This is a genomic window from Leptospira chreensis (genome assembly GCF_016919165.1).
Taxonomy (GTDB): Bacteria; Spirochaetota; Leptospiria; order Leptospirales; family Leptospiraceae; genus Leptospira_A; species Leptospira_A chreensis.
The window spans coordinates 25,258-43,184 of the sequence record NZ_JAFFPS010000004.1 but is presented as its reverse complement, the minus strand read 5'-3'; the positions used below and the strand labels follow the sequence as shown (position 1 = coordinate 43,184).

Below are 17,927 nucleotides of genomic sequence, written 5' to 3'. Positions count from 1 at the left end.
GGAAATTAGAAGTTAACTCTGCCGTAATTCTTTGTATTGGAGAAAGGAAAATAAGGCAAAACAGAGAAATACCCCACCCAAAATTCCGAAGGTCAACTGAGAGCCGATGTTGTCGGCAAGGAGAGCCGCAAAAAATCCCGATACGGCTGGTGTGAACTGGAAACAAACCGTATAGAGGGAAAGGACTCGCCCCCGGATTCCATCTTCCGTGCGTTTCTGTAAGATAGCAGGAAGGAGACTGGAAAGCACTCCCCCCGAGACTCCAAAACAAAACAAAAACAAAGATGTCGCAAACGCTTTACCAAAAGGAACAAATCCCAAAAAGAATAGAGAGGATAAGGAAAAAACAATGAGTAAAATCAAACCTTTTCGTTCCACATGATGGAAGAGGATGGTTAAAATCCCGCCCAAAAAAAGTCCAGGTCCTAAAAATACAAGAACCGTTCCCCGGGCAAGCTCCCCTAACCCAAGTTCCGTGCGAACATATTTGGGTAAGATGACTTGGATGGGCCCAAGAGCCAGCATACTGAGAATGGTCATATACATCACTTGCCTGGAAACCTTGTCTTCTTTCAAAAATTCCAAAATCTTACGTAAGTTTTTGGTAAGGGAAGGAATCCCCTCTTCTTTAATTAGTTTGGAATCACTTTTTTCAATCTTTAACAAGGTGAAGGCGATCATGGAAAATAAATGAAAAGCCGAAAGAACCAAAAACAAACTCGAATAATCATTTCCTTCTCGAAACCAACCCACAGCAAGCGGGCTCATTCCAAAAGCAAAAATGAGAAGTAAATTTCCCGCAATGGTATGAAAGACAAGCCTATTCGACTCCATCACTTCTCGTAAAATGGCCATTCGTCCAGGAAGCACCGTTGTCATTCCAATTCCATTCACAAACGCAAGTGGGAGTAAAAGCAAAGGATAGGATTGGAATAGATCGGTTCCCATTCCTAAAAGGAAACTGGAGATAAAGAGAAAAAATTGGAACGAAACCACCACCCACTTTTTGGAATAGTGATCGAGTAAGTAACCAGTGTATAAGAAAAAAATGGGAAAGGGTAAAAACAAAAAGAAGAATACGATCCCAGAGAACCCTTTCATTGCATCTAAGGTTTGGCAAAAAATTACGATGGAGTATAAAAAACAGCTACTGGCGAAGGTGCCCATCGCAAAGGCAAAATAGAATACAAGTTGGTTCAAGTGGGTGCCTACCTAAAAAAAAAGCCTCCCGTAGGAGGCTTCGTATCGGAAAAAAAGAGGAATTCCGATTAACGTTTTGAGAACTGAGTTCCTCGACGTGCTTTGCGTAGACCGTATTTTTTACGTTCCACCATACGGCTATCTCGAGTGAGGAAACCTTCTTTTTTCAAAGCAGGTTTCAAAGCCTCGTTGAAAGCAACTAGAGCACGCGCCACCGCATGTCGAATCGCACCAACTTGGCCAACCACTCCACCGCCACTTACGTTAAGTGCAATGTCATACTTGTCCCGAGCATCTAATAAAAATAAAGGCTCAAGAGCGCGGCGAACTAAGTGTTCTCCGTTTTTAATGTAAACATTTACATCTTTGTGGTTTACTGTGATTTTTCCAGTTCCAGATGCGATTCTTGCTCGTGCAACAGATGTTTTACGTCGGCCTACTGCCCAAATTGCTTTTTGCGCCATATTATTTCAACTCCAGTTTTAGGGGCTTTTGAGCTCCTAGGTTGTGGTCATTACCAGCGAACACGCGGCAATTTCTCAACATTTGATCACCTAACTTAGATTTAGGTAACATTCCTTTCACCGCTTCCATGATTACTCTTTCAGGATTCTCTTGAATGAGTTTATGAAAAGCAATTGCAGTCATACCACCTGGGTAACGTGAGTGATGATAGTAAATTTTTTGTTCTCTTTTGCGGCCAGTGACTGCCACCTTAGATGCATTGACGATAATGATATTATCCCCACAATCCTGGTTAGGAGTGAAGGTAGATTTGTGTTTTCCGCGAAGTCGGGAAGCTACTTGACTTGCCAATCTTCCGAGAGTCTTATCAGTTGCGTCCACAACAAACCACTGTTTTTGTACGGCTTCTTTTGCGATAGAAGGGGTCTTGTGGGCTTTAGACAATAGTTCCATAAGTACGAGATTTTCCTCTTTTATGTCAGGATTTTCGGTTTTCACACCGGGTCAAACAAATTTATTGGAATCTAACTTTGAAAGAATCCGAAATTATACGAACTTTGTTTGGAACGACCCCTCCGCCTGAGGACGATTGTTACTTTTTGGCCCCAAACCGACTGGTGACAACGGATTCCCTATCGGAAGGCACTCATTTCCTTCACGAATGGTCTTCTCCCCAGGTTCTCGCGAGAAAACTCGTGGAAGTCAACGTGTCAGACATCACCGCTTCCGGGGGAAGGCCCAAGGAATGTTTCTTAAATCTGGGACTTTCTCCCCTCTCTCGTAAAAAAGAATGGATTCGGGCCTTTTCCAAAGAACTACGTAAATCTTTAGACCAATATGGAATGAAACTAGCCGGGGGCGACACCTTTTCCGCCTCTAAAACCCAACTAGCACTGACGGTTGTTGGCACAGTGGAGCGGCCTTGGCTTCGTTCTGGGGGGAAAACGGGAGACTATCTCTATATCACAGGCTCCCTCGGCAAAAGCCAACTGGGGTTCCAAGCATTGCAAAAAAAGTCTGAAGATAAAAGGTATCTAAATGCCATTGCCCACCATCTATCCCCTAAATCTCGTTATGCGATCCTAACCGCCCTCAAAAAATTCCAGATCCATGCTTGTATGGATATCACCGATGGCCTCATCCAAGATGCAGAAAGGTTAGCCATTGCTTCAAGAGGCAAATTAAAAATCCAAATCGAATCAATCCCTTTGGATCCTCTCACTTTCACGGAGCTGGGTCTAGATCTTTGTTTGGGTTCCGGGGAAGAATTAGAACTTCTCTTTCTTTCCCCAGAGATCCTACCCACAGAGCTTACAGGAATCCCCGTGACCATGGTAGGGAGATTGGAAAAAGGAAAACCAGGAGTGGTATTTTGGAAGGTCGGAAAAGCTTATTCCCCAAAAACCCGAGGGTTTCTTCATTTTTCGGAAGAGGAATGATGGGAGTTTTTTTCCGGTCCACCGCACCCGTCTTAATGATGAGTGCAGCGGAAGGAAATACGAGAAGAGACCGTTTTTAGTCTTCGGTTTCTTCTACTTCTGAACTAGACTCTCGTCTTTGTCGAGATTCTTGTTCTTTGGGTTCGGAAGCATTGGACTGCTGAGACTCGGATTGGTTTTGGTTCTGATTTTGGGAACCACCACCCCTTCTGTCCCGATGTTTCTTTCTCGGAGGGCGTTTTTTGCTCGGTTCTTTTTTACGATTCTGTTGTCCGAACTGATGGCTATCAGGTTTCGGTCTTTGTCGTAAAGAAATTTCCCAAAAGAAAGCGGTTTGTACTGCCAAGTCGTTTCCTTCCGAAATCGCAACGATCTTATAGACCATAAACGCATCGTAGAAGTAATCCTTCTTTTTGAAAAAGGAATTTTGTCTTTCTTTTTCATCGTCAGTGACTTGGAACCTAGGTTGGCTGATAAAGATTTTTACCAAATTGTCTTGTTCACGTTTAGGAATTCCCATACGTTCAAAAACAGGTTGGAGACTTTCTTTAATGTTATGCGCTAAGTGGCCGCGATCATTTTCATACAGATCTTTTACGATATCATAGAAAATTAACGAATAAAAGATAGCAGGTGTCATCTCTTCTCTTGCAGAGAGGAGTTTGTCAGTGACTGCCAGTCTTTTCCCAAGTGGTGTTTCCATAAAATGTTCACGCCACTCTGGATCTGTTTTCTTTAATTTATCTGCAGGTTCTTTGAAAAGTACATCGAGCAAATGATTCTCAGCCAGACCTTCGAATATAATCGAAGTCTTCCAAGTTCTAAACATTTTGTTGTATTCTTCTAATAGTCTTGCAGTGGACGATTTTTCGAGTTCCAAACGGTTCTTTTTGATTGCCAGTTTGGTTTTTTTCTCGATGTCGAGTCCGAGTAAAACAGAAAACTTAACCGCTCGTAACATACGAACAGGATCTTCTTTGAAGGAAATATCTGGATCACCGATGACCCGAACGATTTTCTTTTGAATGTCTTCGAACCCACCAACGTAATCCAAAATGGAATCGTTTTTAGGATCGTAAAACAAGGAGTTAATGGTAAAGTCGCGTCTTGCCGCGTCTTCCTTTGCTGTACCGAAGGAATTGTCCCGTTTGATGAGATAATCGTTATCTGCTTTGTGTTTTTCCAAACGATGTTCCGGTAGTGATCGGAACGTAGAGACTTCAATAATTTTACCTTTAAAAATGATATGTACAATTTTAAATCGTTTACCGATGATTCGGCAGTTATTGAAGATCCTTTTGATTTGGTTTGGAGTCGCACTTGTGACTATATCAAAGTCTTTTGGGCGTTTGCCCATAAGCAGATCTCGGACCCCTCCACCGACTAAATAGGCCTTGTAACGAAACTTGTTCAATCGATTGATGATTTTGATGGCATCTTCATCGATATTGGCCCTGCGGATAGAATGGGATTCTCGATAGTATCTCTTTCCCTCGGGGTACATCAAAAAGGAATCGACAGAGTCGGCTTTCTTTCTGAAAAGAGAAGTGAGAAATTTAAACATATTGGATTCATCCACTTTCCCTTGAAAAATGGCATGGGCAAGGAAAAAATTGGCGGAATAACGAACATTGGCAGAAACTTACGTCACAACCGCCTACGAAAGGCTCCAAATTGCACACTTACGTTGGCGAAAGCGCGCCCAGAAGTGGATTTCCCGCAGTCGGGAGAAAGTGAGCTTTGTCCTCATCCCCAATGATGAAAAACCCTTTGCCCAAATTGAGATCTCCATTGGGATGCTTGGGTTTTTATTCGGGCTTTCTCTCTCTCTGGTTCTACTATCCTTTGGCCTCCTCCTTTACTTTTCCTTCTTCTTTGATCGCAATCTTTCGCTTGAGAAAAAAACAGAAACCCAACTGGTCTCCTTTTTGTTCTATGACCTGTTATCACAGGATTTAAGAGACTCTGTAGAGGAACTCGAGTCCACAGCCGAATCCCTAAACCTCCTTGCTTGGGAAGAAATTCCAGAAAAGGAAATGATCACACAAGATTATTTGTTAAAAGAAGAGTTCAGAAAGGATGCCAGTGAACTCGATTCCAATCTTTTGTTATTCCAACAGGTTGTTACCACCTACACTCAGTTTGGTGTAAGGCTTGGAAACCTGGTTCCTAATTTTCAAAATGCCATTGATTATCTTTCCATGCGAGAAAGCATATTTTATTCCATGCCTAGGGGTCGTCCTCTAAAACCGGGTGTAGGGGTTGTGACTTCAACTTTTGGTTATAGGAGTGATCCTTTTGGAATTTTACCTGTGGGTGAGTATCACTCAGGGATTGACTTTGCGGCTGGAGAAGGAACTCCCATCTATGCCACAGGCCCCGGAATCATTGCTGTCGATTCTGCTGTCGGGGGACTTGGAAAATCGGTTCGAATCAACCATGAAAATGGGTTTTTTACTCTCTATGGCCACTGCTCTTTGATTTTAGTAAATCCGGGAGACCGAGTCAAACGGGGAGATAAAATTGCCCTTGTGGGACAAACAGGAAAAGCAACAGGAGCGCATATCCACTATGAAGTGCGGATTGGTCTCGATGCTCCCCTCGATCCAGAAGAATACATTAACTTAGATTAGAGGTGGGATTGGTTCGAACCCTTGTTTGCCGATCAACAACAGGGACAAAGGTCGAACCAGTTCGAAATAGAGGGTTAGAATTTTCCGATTAAGTTAAAATCAACGGAATACACACCAGCTCCACCCACCACTAGGGCGATGAGAAGGCCAACAGCAAGAACATGAAACTCATATCCTTCCCCTTTTTGGTTTCCATTCCAATTGATAAAAAATCCATTTTGTCTATGAGCAATCACTGCCGCACCAGTTAGGATGATGGCAATTGAGATCGCAGCAAATTTAGTTAAGAACCCAACAAGCAGTAATACCGGTCCAAAGAATTCCCCAAGAATGATAAGAACCGCAAGGAATCCTGGGAACTTCAGTTGTCCTGTAAAAAACCCGTAAGTTCCTTTGAATCCGTATCCACCAAACCAACCGAGTAGTTTTTGGGCACCGTGTGGGAAGATCACAACAAAAGCTGTGATGCGTAAGATGAGTGGGATTATATCCCCTGAAGTAGAAAATAGGGTATCGAACATTTGGTTCTCCTTAAGTCAATATTTGATAGTTTGATATTAAACTATATTAAGTCAAACTATTTTCCTTAAATTGATTCCAGGAAAATACTAACCCATTGCATTCAAAATAACAAGAACATTATCTGTTATAGCAGATATTTTCCTTGAAATCCCTGAAAATCTAGTCTTTATTGAAGGAAGAGATGGGCCAAACTTCAGAAAAAACGACCCCTTCCCTATTCTCGCTGGTTTGTATGGCCATTGGTCTCACCATCGGAGGGGGAATTTTCATCCTTACGAGTGTTCTCACAAAAGGCCTCGGCGCCTCTTTGCCTTATTTCTATCTTTTGGCATCAGTCCCCATGTTCTTTATCATCTTTCCTGTGGCGGTTCTCGGAAGGTACTTCCCAACGAACGGAGGAATTTATTTTTATCCGAGTCGGCTCATCTCCCCGAAGTTTGCCTTTCTTGTCACTTGGATCTTTCTCACCACGGCGAGCTTCGGACAAGTTCCCCTATTCACCCTGGCTTGTGCGGATATCTTATTCCAAATTTTTCCGAGTGGTTCCAAAGAAGTTTGGGCCTTTTCCATTCTAACTATCTTTTTTCTCTTAAATGTATCGGGACTCAAACCCGTACTTTTTGTACAGAATCTCCTTGTCTCTGTTTTGGTTTTTCTACTCGGGTATTCCATCTTTCGGTTTATTGATCCGAAAGCCATCCCTTCCATAGCAGTAGATTCCTTTCCAAATCTGGGAGCCGGACTCGAAACCATCTCCCTTCTTTGTTTTACTTATTTTGGATCCAATGCCATCATCGAACTTGGAAAAGAAACGGGAAAACCCAAACACCTACTCAAAGCTTTTTTATGGGCATTCCCCATTGTTGTGTTTCTTTACTTTAGTTTTAGTTTGGCGGTGTCCACTCTGGGCTCTGGTGATTCCAGTCTAAGCCCTTCGGAATACTTATTTCATTTGATTCGGAATCGTTTAACACCGACTGAATACAAACTCTTTCTTTTGGGGGGACCTCTCCTTGCCGTAGTGACTTCGTTAAACGGAATTTTTCTCATCCAAACCAAATCGTTTGTCGGTTTGATCGAAGGTGGTTGGTTTCCCTATCTCAGAAAAGGAAATAAGCCCCCTTCTTATCCCAAAATTTTTACCATCATCTACATTCTCTCTGCTTTAGGTTTATACTTGCAGTGGAATTTGGAAACCTTAGCAACCTATTCCACGGTTGGTTGGTTCTTTGTCATCCTTGCCCAATTGTTTTCTCTTTTCCCAGCAAAACAAATCCTAAAAGAAAATGGATATTTCCCAAAGTTATTTTTCAAAAAATCAATCACACTCGTGACCATTCTTGGGTTTGGATTTGCCTTCCTTTTAACAGGAATCCTTTTGTATCGATTGAACGAAGAGGGAAAGTTACTCGGGCTTACTTACGTGAGCGGATTCGGGATTTTGTATGGTTATCTCATTTCCAAATTAGGAAAAAGACATCCCGAAGAAAAATCAGAAAGAAAACAGGAAATACTCAAACTTTATTTAGAATCGGAGGACATCAATGACTAGGATCTCACTTACCCAATACGATACATCAGATGCGGAAGTAAGGAAAGAATACGACTACCAAATCCAGAAGAATGGAAGGATTACCAATATGAAAAGAACCCTTCTGCATTCCCTACCGTCTTACAAATCTTATATGGAATGGTATGTTTTAAAGGACGAAATCGTTCCTTTCCTCGGCGAAAGACCTTTCACTATTTTTTCCCATGCTCTATCAGCAGAAACAGATTGTTTGATTTGTTCTACTTTCTTTCGAAACATCATCTTTGATTGGGGAGAAAATCCCGAGACCCTAGAGTTCAATGAAACAGAAGATCTACTCGTGGAATTTGCCCGGGAAATTGTAAAAAACTCCAATGCAGTTTCCGATTCCGTTTTCCAAAGATTAGAATCCAAGTTCGATGAAAAACAAATCGTTCTTCTCACGGCTTTTGCAGGGATTATGATCGCGACTAATATCTTCAATAATGTATTAAAAATCCCACTCGACGAAGTTTTAAAACCATTCACAAAAAAAGGAAACCACCATCATGACTAAAGAATTCACAAACCAAGTTGTCTTCATTACAGGAGCTGCCCACGGACAAGGAAGAGAGACCGCTCTTGCCTTTGCCCGAGAAGGAGCCAAGGTTGCAGCCTTAGATGTTGCGAGAGCTTTAAGTTATCCTTCTTATGCCTTTGGAACAAACGAGGAACTGGTATCTTTAAAAAAAGAAATTGAAGCTTTAGGATCAGAGGCCATCCTCCTAACAGCCGATGTGCGAAACTCAAAAGAAGTAGAAGCCGCCGTTACAGAAACCATTTCCAAATTTGGACAGATCGATGTATTGTTTAATAACGCAGGGATTTGTGCCTATGGTTATTCCCACGAACTCACAGAAGAAGCCTGGGACAGTATGATTGATATCAATTTAAAAGGAGCTTGGGTGGTGGGTCGGTATGTGATCCCCCAAATGATCAAACAAAAATCAGGTGTCATCATCAACAATTCCTCCATTGCCGGCTTACGAGGAATGAACCGTCTTTCCCATTATGCAGCTTCCAAATGGGGGCTTACCGGTCTCTCCAAGTCCTGGGCCATCGAACTTGCCCCTCACGGGATCCGAGTCAATTCCCTTCACCCCACAGGAGTCAACACTCCCATGAACGATGGTTTGGCGGCCATGGAAGGAGCAACACCAATCGAAATTGCAGAAAGATCAGCGGGAAACCTCCTTCCTGTTCCTTGGGTCGAAACAGAGGATGTGGCAAACGCTGTCCTTTTCCTCTCTTCCTCTAAAAGCCGCTACGTCACAGGTTCCGAATTTGTACTCGATGCGGGGTTACTGACCCGGTAATTTTCACTCTGACGAAAGGGATTTAGGGGCATTTCACAAAGAAATTCTCCTTTTCCCATAGGGCGTGAAATTTTACCCTTTCCCCTATGTTAGATCGAATTCCGATTCCGAATCCCTTTGGCTGGGAGGGTTTGTCCACTTTCAGCCTTCTTATGATGTTAGCCTTTCTTGTTGGTTCCTACCTCCTTCCCAAAGAGTTGGAGAGAAGGAAGTTGGATCAGAGCCATTCCGATTGGTTGATTTTTCTTGGGATTTTAGGTACTTTAGTCGGCGCCAAAATTTTCTTTATCTTTGAAATTTGGGACCAAGTCTTTATCGATGTTCCTGGATACGACGGGAAGTATACTTACCCTCTGACCCATTGGAATGGTTTCCCTGGACACCCCGGACTTTGGTCTTCGTTATTTAGTGGTGGTGGGCTTGTTTTCTTTGGTGGCCTTCTCTTTGGATGGCTTTTCATTACTCTCTACTTCCGACATCACAAATTAGATATCGGTTCCTATTACGATGCAGTCATTCCTGCTATTAGCATGGGTTATGCGATAGGAAGACTCGGATGTTTTGTGAGTGGGGATGGTTGTTACGGTTTTGCCACTGATGCGAGAATCCCTTTTTTCGTATTTGATTTCCATGGTGCCCACCCTTCTGGTGTTCCAGTATGGAATACACCCGTCATGGAATCCATTATGGCATTTGGATATTTTGCTTACTTTCAATTCTGGGCCAGATACCAAAACTTCCGCAAATGGAGTATTGGGGCACAGTTTCTCATCCTCCATGGATTTGCAAGACTCATCATCGAGTTCCTACGTGTGAACAAAGCGGTGATCCCTTTTATCGACCCACCCAATCTTGTGAACATTCCTGATGCCAACGGAAACCCAACCTTCCTCACAGGTTACTACTGGCATGGATTTTCTCAGTCTCAGTATATATCCATTGCACTCATCCTCTTTGGTATCTATTTAGTGATTTCCAAAAAACTTTGGTTAAAGGAAGAAACAAACGTATGACCACTTCTCCATTTTTCGAAATCGAAAAGAGAAAAAACGTAGCCATCCTTTGGTTAAACCGTCCCGAAAAACGTAATGCCATGAATTGGCCCTTTTGGCGTGACCTACCCGCTATGATAGAAGAGATCAATGCCGATCCGCAAATTCATTGTTTTGTGGTCGCAGCGAAGGGGAAATCTTTCTCTACAGGACTTGATTTAGAAGAGTTCTTTCAAGAATTCAAACCAGTCTTCCAAGGGGAATTTGCGGATGGTAGAGAAAAACTCTACCAACTCATCCTCACTATGCAAAAAGGAATCAATGCCATCTACAATTCCAAAAAACCATCCATTGCCTTAGTGCAAAAACATTGTATTGGTGGTGGACTGGATTTGGTTTCCGCATGTGACATTCGTTATGCGTCAAAAGATGCCAGTTTTTCTCTTAGAGAATCCAAAGTAGCCATTGTTGCTGACATGGGTTCTTTACAAAGACTCCCCCATCTCATTGGGAATGCTCATACAAGAGAATTGGCTTTAACAGGAAAAGACATCAGTGCCGAAGAAGCGCTAGAGATGGGTCTTGTGACAAAGGTCACGGAAGACTTTGATTCTCTACTCCAAGCGGGACTTAGGACCGCAGAAGAAATTGCAGAAAACCCAACCATCGTGATTCGCGGGGTCAAACAAGTTCTAAACCATGGAATTGGAAAGACCATCGAAGAAGGATTAGACTATGTTGCCGTATGGAATGCGAGTATGCTCGATTCGAAAGATTTCCGTTCGGCCATTGGTGGGTTTATGGAACGAAAACGACCTGTCTTCAATCCAGAAACCCGGGTAGACAACTAACAGTAAATGTCGAGTAACCGTTCGCTTTTTGCCGCTGGACCTACTTTTTCTTCCACAGCCAACTTCATGAGTTTCTCTGAGAGTTGGTTTTGGGCCTGGAAAATTTCCTTCGGCAAATTGACGACTGAGTTAATAGGTGTAGATGGAACCATGATAGGACCTCCTTTTACAATCTTTACTCCCTATTCTACCCATCGGCGAATCCCTTATTTCCTGAAGTAAAAAACGCCAAATGAATCCTTTTTTTTCCCTAATCCGCGAAGCCAAACTCCTGGAAGAGGAAAAGGAATTCACACGGGCCTTTAACGTTTATGCCGAAAGTGAGTCGCATACAACGGACGAATCCTCTCTAATCAAAATCAAAGCGAAAAAAGCCTGGTGTTTGTATGCTGTAGGGAACCCCAAGGAAACGGAATCCCTATTTCAAGACATCATCAAAAATTATCCATCCCATCCACTCAGTATCACCGTATACTCGCGTTATCTGATCAAATTAAAGAAATTTAAATCAGCAAAAGTATTACTCCAAAAAAGTATTACCTATTTTCCTTCGTATTTAGAGAACTACCTACTCCTTGCCTCTCTCCTAAAAGATATGGAACGTTCGGAAGAAGCGATTAAGGTTTTAAAAAAAGCACTTTCGCAAGAACACTTAAGTAATGGCCGGGGCATTGACAGAAAAGACATTTGGGCGGAACTGGGATATTTGTATTTTTCTCGCGGAGATTTTAACTCAGCACTTGCTTCCTTAAAAATGTCTCTCAAAATGGTGGAACCAGAAGAGTTTCTTTATTATGATCTACTGGCCCTTTGTTATTTGGAAGCAGAAGATCCAGAGAATGGCCTTCTCTCCATTAAAACACATATCGAATTCTGCAAAGAAATTGATCCAGAAACACTTATCATTTTGGCACGTGCCCATTGTCGGTTGGGAAAATTGGATGAGGCAGCCAACAACTTAATCCAAGCTTACTCGATTGAGGATTCCTTATTTTTAAAAGCTGCCGATTTTATTGACTTTGCACCACTACTCAGAAATGGTTTTTTTACAACCTTGGAGAACATTGAATGGGAAGAACCATAAAACAAGAGTTTGGTTCATTAAAAGAAGAAATTCTAAATGTAAAAACAATTCTATCCAAGGAACGCGAATATGAACGTTCCTTATTTTTAGAAAAGGGACAAGACGCCAAAGCGATTAAAAATGCAGAGTTAGAAGACCTACGGTTTGTTGTAGGCAATACATGGAGAGCGGAATTCAACATCTCTCCTTCCAACAAAGCAAAAGAATGGTTAAAGCCGGGAATCCCCGTCCTTCTTAAGGGCGAAACCGAATCCATATTTGGAAATATTTATAAAACATCTGACTCCAAACTCACCATCCAAGTCCGAGGGGATTACGAATGGGAAGACCAAGAATTTCAAATCTCCAAATGGTTCCAAGAATCTACTTATGATTTATATATCGATATCATCACAAACGTATTAGCAGACACAAGTAGTGAATCCCATAAAAAACTAAATTGGATTTTGGGATTTGGACTCGGAGAAAAGCCAACACCTCCCAAAACTATCGTAAACAAATCGCCATTGGAACGAATCTTTTTAATCAATGATTACGGAGTGATCTTTGGCCCACCAGGAACGGGAAAAACCACCTTACTCATACAAGCTGTGCATGAAATTAAAGATAGAAAGGAATCGGTATTAACACTCTGTCCGACAAACTTTGCCTGCGATTATATTGTGGAGCTTGCCTTAAAAAAAGGAATCCGTGTGATTCGATTAGGAAACTCCACAAAAATCAAAGAAGAAGTTTTACCCTACCATATCGATCATCTCATCCAAACTCATCCCGACCAAAAACAAATTCATAACTGGCAGACCGAACTCAAAGCGCTTCAGAAAAAAGCCAACTCTTGGAAACGTAATTTTGGAAAAGAAGAAAGGGAAGAAAGAAAGGCCATCCGAAAAGAAGCTAAGTTTTTACTCTCCACAATCAGAGAAGCAGAATCAAACATTCGCACCAAATTACTAGACGATGCAGAACTCATTGTATCCACCTTTTCAGGATTTGGAAATGAATTCAAAAAAGGTAGGATCTTTGATTTTGTATTTGTCGACGAAGCCACTCAAAGTTTGGATCCGGGATGTTATATGGCTCTCTATGCAGGAAAGAAAACTTTCTTTTTCGGGGATCCCAAACAACTCGGTGCCAGTTACTCTCACCCCGACCACCAAATCATCCATAGCTTTTTAGAAAAGGCCGTGGATTTTGATTCAGGAGAACGAATTCTTTTTTTAGAAAAACAATTCCGAATGAAAGCAGAGATCCTTGGATTTCCCAACCAAACTTACTACGAAAGTAAAATCCTCACCCATCCCGATGCCAAATGGAACAGTTCACTGGACATCTCCCCCGTTTTAGGTTCGAGTCCACCCATCCTTTGGATTGATACCGCCGGCAGTGACTCGGAAGAAGAAACAGAAGGAGAAGAGCCGAGTTTTTTCAATCACACAGAAATTCAATTGATCGAAAGATTGTTTCGATTGGGAATTCCAAGTGATTTAACAACCGTCATCTCGCCTTACCGAGGCCAGGTGGAAAAATTAGGATTGGCCTCTAGGGGACGTTGGTTTACCCAAACCATTGATTCCTTCCAAGGAAGAGAATCGGAAATTGTCATCTTAAGTCTAGTTCGTTCAAACCTAGACGGGGAAATTGGATTTTTACTGAATCCGAAACGTTTGAATGTGGCTCTCACGCGGGCCAAGTCCCATTTAATCCTAATCGGAGATTCAGGAACCCTTTGCCAAAATAAAGAGTTCCAGGATCTCTATTCTTACATAGAATCAAACGGGGAAATCCGTTCGATTTATGAATTTATGGAATGATCATATACAAAAATCCCAAACACAATCGGAAGATCATGTCTCCCTAGATCAAAATTTAGACTGATCATTCATTACACCGACTCAAACGCTTATAAAACAACCCACTTGGGTTCTTCTAATGTATAAACCAAACGGTAAGCGCCATCCGAACCCGGTGGGATCTCGGAGATTCCTTCAAAATCAAAATCCGTGGTTTCGTCGGCATTTTCTTTCACGGCACTGGTGACTAAAATTTCCCAAGCTTTGGCAGTATCTTCACCTAACTTGGATGCAGCGTTTACCTCTGACCCGAATACATCGGTGTCTCCAATCTTTAAAATTTTCCCATACCCAAGGCCCACACAGAGTAAAATTTGTTCTTCTGCAGCTCGTCCTTCATTATAACGTTTACAAGCTTTTTGCATATGGATGGCACATTGAATGGCTTTGTTGGTATTTCGAAAGAGAACCATAAAACTATCACCTTCATCTTTCATAAGAATTCCATCAAACTCATCCACTACCGGAATGAGAATTCTTTGGGATTCATAGATGGTTTGTAAAAAATGAATGATTCCAAATTTAGCGACACCGCGAGAAAATCCAGAGAGATCTGTAAACATCACACACCATGTTTCTCCAAAAAGATCCCAAATTCGTTTGTCGATAAATTCTTGGTTGGATCCAGGAAGGAGTCTTTCTTCTAAAAGTTTTTCCAATCGTTCTTCGGAGGCGGAGGTAGCAATGGCTCGTTTTTGTCCCATTCTTGTGAGTATAACGACAAAGAAAAGAAAGTCAAGGGATGCGAATAAATGATACTGAAAAACTCACAAACTGGTTTGCGATTCATGAACCTAGCGATTGGAGAAGATTTTTCTATCAAATTTCTATTGATCAGATACCATTCCCTATGTTTATCTGGTTAGACCAATGAATAGAAAATAGGAGATTGTATGAACGCTATTAAAAGTTCACGAACATCGCTTTGGGTGGGACGGGTCCTAAGTGGCCTAGTGATTGCTTTTTTGCTCTTTGATGCTTGGGGAAAACTTTCCGAACTCGAAATTGTATTAAAAAGTATGGATGAGTTAGGTATACCAGGATCTCTATCAGTAACGATTGGAACCATCCTTCTTGTGATTACCATTTTATATGCGATCCCACAAACTTCAGCTTTGGGTGCCCTTCTCCTCACTGGATATTTAGGTGGGGCTGTTGCCATTCATGTTCGTGTCGGAAATCCGCTTTGGAGCCATACACTATTTCCTGTTTACATAGGCCTTTTACTTTGGACTGGACTTGCACTACGAAACTCAAAAGTAAAAGATCTCTTCTGGGCTTTTAAAACAAACAAATAGTTTTATCCACAAACACATAAACCTCTTCTCCAAATGATCCTTTGATCATAGAAAGAGGTTTATGTGTCCGATAATCCCCTATCCCTGCATTTCCAATTTACTTGGCAAATGTTTAAAAATACAAAACTAAATCATATACAAAGGTGAATGTTCTATCCATTCACCTTCAAGATTTGAATGACCAGAGGTATCATAAATATAGAAATCCCAATATAAATGGAAACGCGAAAATAATTTAATAAAACCCACTTCCTAATATCCCTGATCGTTTCAATGGAATGAGAATCCACTATATTTGCTAAAGATTGGAAGCGAATGATTTTTTGCGCAAAATACACTACCGTCCATACTCTCACAACAAAATGTATCAAAAATAAGATGAGTAAAAATTGACCAATCCCATCAATGTGATAACAAAACAGAACGGAAATTAAAAAAATCACTTCATGGATGGAATGAAACAAAATCCAAAAGTATTTTAGATTGGCAGACTTAATTTCTGTATTTAGTATCTGAAGATTTTGTAAATTCCCATTGGCCCAGCGCGGAACAAAAACAAGGGTTTCGAAAATTTGAGCCCCATTCATTAAAAAATAAATCAGCAAGTTGAAAAGTAAAGAATATGTGGCGATCGATAAGGAATATTGGGAAACCAAAGAAACTATTTCCTGAATACCAATGATGCAAGCGAGGATTGGAGACGTTGTTGTTAATAGATTCATTTTTTGGTTTTTCCTTCTAGATGTTCCGACATTCTTTCCATAATACCAATAGCAGATTCAAAATAGCGATGGACCACTTCCAATTCCTGATTCGAAAAACTAGAAATCAAAAGATTGGTATCTTTTTGTAATTTTTTAAAAATAGGTGCAAAGATTACATTTGCTTTTTCTAGATTGGGAACAATCATCACCTTCCGCCGATCCGTAGGTAAAAACTTTCGTTTCACTAATTTGTTTTTCTCCAACCGATCAATGACACCCGTAATTGCTCCCGTCGTGAGACCTGAGATCTTAGCCAATTCTCCAGCCGTCATTTCCCCATTTTCAATTAGGTATCCTAAATACTTGTGATCGGTTCCCGTAAGACCTGCTCTTTTTGCAATCGCCTCGTGCATATTTAGCGCCGTTTCGAAGTATTTACGTGTGTTTTTTTTGAAATGGTCAATTTCCATTAAATCAAATTATCCCTTAGTAGCAATATATCTTAGTAACTAAGATATTATATACAGATCAAACAAAAATTTCACAATTATTCATTTTGTTTTAAATTGGAGTTGAGATGGGAATATAAGTTCGCTACTGTTTGATATTATTTGACGAAGGATATTGATCCATTTGCCCTTGGCGCTCGTGTTCAATGGGCCACTTGGAAAAAGAATTAATACACAGTGCTGAATAAAGAATAGATCTCTTTAAATCAAAGAAAGACCCTTGGTTCCCCTTGGTTCCCCTTGGTTCCCCTTGGTTCCCCTTGGGTCTTATCGAATCCTAATGATTACTTTTTAATTGGAATCACTGCAATTTTTTCTAAACCATCCTTTCCACTTTTTCCATTATTTAAGGAATGATAAAGTGTAAGTTCCTGAGGATAATCTCCTTTTTTAACCAAATAATAAAGTCTTCGTTTTTCCATTTCCCCTGGGTGCAAATTTAACAGAAAAGGATCTGCGAGAATTGTTGCAGTATCAAAAAGTTTAGGCATTTCTTCGAAAATATTACAACATTGTTTGCTATCGATCGAAGTCGAATATTCAGATTCACTTTTTGAATCATCAAAGATCAAACGTAAGTCTACAACATAGTCTTCATTAGATACATTTTGAAACGCCAATGAAATTTCTGCAAACTCGTATCGTTTATCCTGTATTACCTTTCTATCAGAAAATTCACTAGTGCCAGTTTCCAATAAATAAATATGCAACTTGGGTCCGATGACATCTGGTTTGGCGTCTCGGCTTGGTATAGTTTTGCAATATGGGAACAACAGGAGGACAAATACCCCTACAAAAAACTTCTTATGTAAATATTTCATTTTTTCTTCTCTCAGGAAGACCAATCAATAACCTTCCATATAACTTTTGTCAAGTGAGTTAAAGCAAAAAAAAGACCCTTGGTTTCCCTTGGGTCTTTCTTCGAAAGAAGTTTGACGAAATCATCTCCCGCCAAACATATCTTAGCAAAAATCTTAGTTTTGTTTTAAGATGTTTTTGTTTGTGTAAGGAACTTCTTCCAAACCTTTTGTTAGGTCAGAAAGTGGGATCTTCTCTTTTGGAAGATCTTTTAAGCTACCATATTCAGTTCCCCTAGGATAGTGTTCTTTGTCCGCTGGATCGTAAAAAGGTTTAGAATCCTTCACGAGTCCTTTAGAGTATCTCCAAACACTTTTCTCTGGGTCTTGGTTCACAACAAAACAACGTGGGCTCATATAACCTTCGTTTTTTGCCGTTTGCACTTTAATGAAGTATTTTGGTGCCCATACGTTGTGGTTACGAGATTCGAATACTTTCACTACGGTTCCTGCCGGAACAAATTCCACCACTTTAGAGTTAGAATCTGCTTCAGAATACAAAGGAACAGTAAAATCCAAACTTGCTTTGTTGGTTTTGGCATCACAATTTTTATGCCAAACCACTTCTGCGTTTTTGGAACAAGCTGTGAAACTTGCTCCAACAATCATAAGTAATACAATTTTGTTTTTCAATTCC

General features: G+C 40.9%; 21 protein-coding genes. 10 read left to right on the top strand and 11 right to left on the bottom strand.

Features of this window, described 5'->3' with window-relative positions:
• Window positions 1-12: 12 nt before the first annotated feature.
• The 3 genes from JWG41_RS00560 to rplM all read right to left on the bottom strand — a co-directional run bounded on the left by JWG41_RS00560 (window position 13) and on the right by rplM (window position 2,118).
• Window positions 13-1,200, bottom strand: a complete 1,188-nt coding sequence (locus JWG41_RS00560) for an MFS transporter (protein WP_205268019.1) — start codon at window positions 1,198-1,200, stop codon at window positions 13-15.
• A 68-nt stretch (window positions 1,201-1,268) separates the two neighbouring features.
• Window positions 1,269-1,664 carry a 30S ribosomal protein S9 gene (gene rpsI / locus JWG41_RS00555; RefSeq protein ID WP_205268018.1) on the bottom strand — a complete coding sequence of 132 codons (396 nt, stop codon included), beginning with the start codon at window positions 1,662-1,664 and terminating at the stop codon, window positions 1,269-1,271.
• Between the two features lies 1 nt (window position 1,665).
• Window positions 1,666-2,118 (bottom strand): 50S ribosomal protein L13, encoded by a 453-nt coding sequence (gene rplM, locus JWG41_RS00550; RefSeq protein WP_002973943.1) that lies wholly within the window; start codon window positions 2,116-2,118, stop codon window positions 1,666-1,668.
• A gap of 77 nt (window positions 2,119-2,195) precedes the next feature.
• On the opposite strand from rplM, the gene thiL reads away from it, so the two are divergent.
• Entirely contained in the window at window positions 2,196-3,104 is a 909-nt protein-coding gene (thiL, locus tag JWG41_RS00545; RefSeq protein ID WP_205268017.1) for a thiamine-phosphate kinase, read from the top strand.
• 76 nt (window positions 3,105-3,180) lie between these two features.
• Here the strand turns inward: thiL and pcnB are convergent, their stop codons facing one another.
• Window positions 3,181-4,668 carry a polynucleotide adenylyltransferase PcnB gene (gene pcnB, locus JWG41_RS00540; RefSeq protein WP_205268016.1) on the bottom strand — a complete coding sequence of 496 codons (1,488 nt, stop codon included), beginning with the start codon at window positions 4,666-4,668 and terminating at the stop codon, window positions 3,181-3,183.
• 67 nt (window positions 4,669-4,735) lie between these two features.
• On the opposite strand from pcnB, the gene JWG41_RS00535 reads away from it, so the two are divergent.
• Entirely contained in the window at window positions 4,736-5,737 is a 1,002-nt protein-coding gene (locus tag JWG41_RS00535) for a M23 family metallopeptidase (protein ID WP_205268015.1), read from the top strand.
• Window positions 5,738-5,811: 74 nt separating this feature from the next.
• On the opposite strand, the gene JWG41_RS00530 is transcribed toward JWG41_RS00535, so the two are convergent.
• Window positions 5,812-6,258, bottom strand: a complete 447-nt coding sequence (locus tag JWG41_RS00530) for a DoxX family protein (protein WP_205268014.1) — start codon at window positions 6,256-6,258, stop codon at window positions 5,812-5,814.
• A 182-nt stretch (window positions 6,259-6,440) separates the two neighbouring features.
• Between JWG41_RS00530 and JWG41_RS00525 the strand changes: the two genes are divergently transcribed.
• The 5 genes from JWG41_RS00525 to JWG41_RS00505 all read left to right on the top strand — a co-directional run bounded on the left by JWG41_RS00525 (window position 6,441) and on the right by JWG41_RS00505 (window position 10,988).
• Window positions 6,441-7,811, top strand: a complete 1,371-nt coding sequence (locus JWG41_RS00525) for an APC family permease (RefSeq protein WP_205268013.1) — start codon at window positions 6,441-6,443, stop codon at window positions 7,809-7,811.
• Window positions 7,804-8,346, top strand: coding sequence for a carboxymuconolactone decarboxylase family protein (locus JWG41_RS00520; RefSeq protein WP_205268012.1), 543 nt, complete (start codon window positions 7,804-7,806; stop codon window positions 8,344-8,346). Before JWG41_RS00525 ends, JWG41_RS00520 begins: the two co-directional genes overlap by 8 nt.
• Window positions 8,339-9,145: a mycofactocin-coupled SDR family oxidoreductase gene (locus JWG41_RS00515; protein ID WP_205268011.1), complete on the top strand. Its 807-nt coding sequence runs from the start codon at window positions 8,339-8,341 to the stop codon at window positions 9,143-9,145. The genes JWG41_RS00520 and JWG41_RS00515 overlap by 8 nt, the downstream gene beginning before the upstream one ends.
• An 86-nt stretch (window positions 9,146-9,231) precedes the next feature.
• Complete coding sequence (locus tag JWG41_RS00510; protein ID WP_205268010.1) at window positions 9,232-10,158, top strand: prolipoprotein diacylglyceryl transferase; 927 nt, start codon at window positions 9,232-9,234, stop codon at window positions 10,156-10,158.
• Entirely contained in the window at window positions 10,155-10,988 is an 834-nt protein-coding gene (locus JWG41_RS00505; protein WP_205268009.1) for a crotonase/enoyl-CoA hydratase family protein, read from the top strand. The genes JWG41_RS00510 and JWG41_RS00505 overlap by 4 nt, the downstream gene beginning before the upstream one ends.
• Here JWG41_RS00505 and JWG41_RS00500 read toward each other — a convergent pair.
• A complete protein-coding gene (locus JWG41_RS00500) occupies window positions 10,985-11,140 on the bottom strand; it encodes a hypothetical protein (protein ID WP_205268008.1) in 156 nt (51 codons plus the stop codon). The genes JWG41_RS00505 and JWG41_RS00500 overlap by 4 nt on opposite strands.
• An 80-nt stretch (window positions 11,141-11,220) precedes the next feature.
• On the opposite strand from JWG41_RS00500, the gene JWG41_RS00495 reads away from it, so the two are divergent.
• On the top strand, window positions 11,221-12,072 hold the full coding sequence (locus JWG41_RS00495) for a tetratricopeptide repeat protein (protein WP_205268007.1): 852 nt from the start codon (window positions 11,221-11,223) through the stop codon (window positions 12,070-12,072).
• Window positions 12,057-13,883 (top strand): AAA domain-containing protein, encoded by a 1,827-nt coding sequence (locus JWG41_RS00490; protein WP_205268006.1) that lies wholly within the window; start codon window positions 12,057-12,059, stop codon window positions 13,881-13,883. The genes JWG41_RS00495 and JWG41_RS00490 overlap by 16 nt, the downstream gene beginning before the upstream one ends.
• Before the next feature lie 89 nt (window positions 13,884-13,972).
• Here JWG41_RS00490 and JWG41_RS00485 read toward each other — a convergent pair whose 3' ends face one another.
• On the bottom strand, window positions 13,973-14,626 hold the full coding sequence (locus tag JWG41_RS00485; RefSeq protein WP_205268005.1) for an adenylate/guanylate cyclase domain-containing protein: 654 nt from the start codon (window positions 14,624-14,626) through the stop codon (window positions 13,973-13,975).
• A 189-nt stretch (window positions 14,627-14,815) separates the two neighbouring features.
• Here JWG41_RS00485 and JWG41_RS00480 point away from each other — a divergent pair, with 189 nt between their 5' ends.
• A complete protein-coding gene (locus JWG41_RS00480; protein WP_205268004.1) occupies window positions 14,816-15,220 on the top strand; it encodes a DoxX family protein in 405 nt (134 codons plus the stop codon).
• Window positions 15,221-15,372: 152 nt separating this feature from the next.
• On the opposite strand, the gene JWG41_RS00475 is transcribed toward JWG41_RS00480, so the two are convergent.
• The 4 genes from JWG41_RS00475 to JWG41_RS00460 form a co-directional block, all read right to left on the bottom strand.
• On the bottom strand, window positions 15,373-15,942 hold the full coding sequence (locus tag JWG41_RS00475) for a hypothetical protein (RefSeq protein WP_205268003.1): 570 nt from the start codon (window positions 15,940-15,942) through the stop codon (window positions 15,373-15,375).
• The gene (locus JWG41_RS00470) at window positions 15,939-16,394 is read right to left on the bottom strand and encodes a MarR family winged helix-turn-helix transcriptional regulator (RefSeq protein ID WP_232373593.1); all 456 of its coding nucleotides are present in this window, start codon (window positions 16,392-16,394) and stop codon (window positions 15,939-15,941) included. The genes JWG41_RS00475 and JWG41_RS00470 overlap by 4 nt, the downstream gene beginning before the upstream one ends.
• 323 nt (window positions 16,395-16,717) lie before the next feature.
• Window positions 16,718-17,254: a DUF4352 domain-containing protein gene (locus tag JWG41_RS00465; RefSeq protein ID WP_205268002.1), complete on the bottom strand. Its 537-nt coding sequence runs from the start codon at window positions 17,252-17,254 to the stop codon at window positions 16,718-16,720.
• Between the two features lie 153 nt (window positions 17,255-17,407).
• Entirely contained in the window at window positions 17,408-17,923 is a 516-nt protein-coding gene (locus tag JWG41_RS00460) for an Lsa16 family lipoprotein adhesin (RefSeq protein WP_205268076.1), read from the bottom strand.
• Window positions 17,924-17,927: the final 4 nt, after the last annotated feature.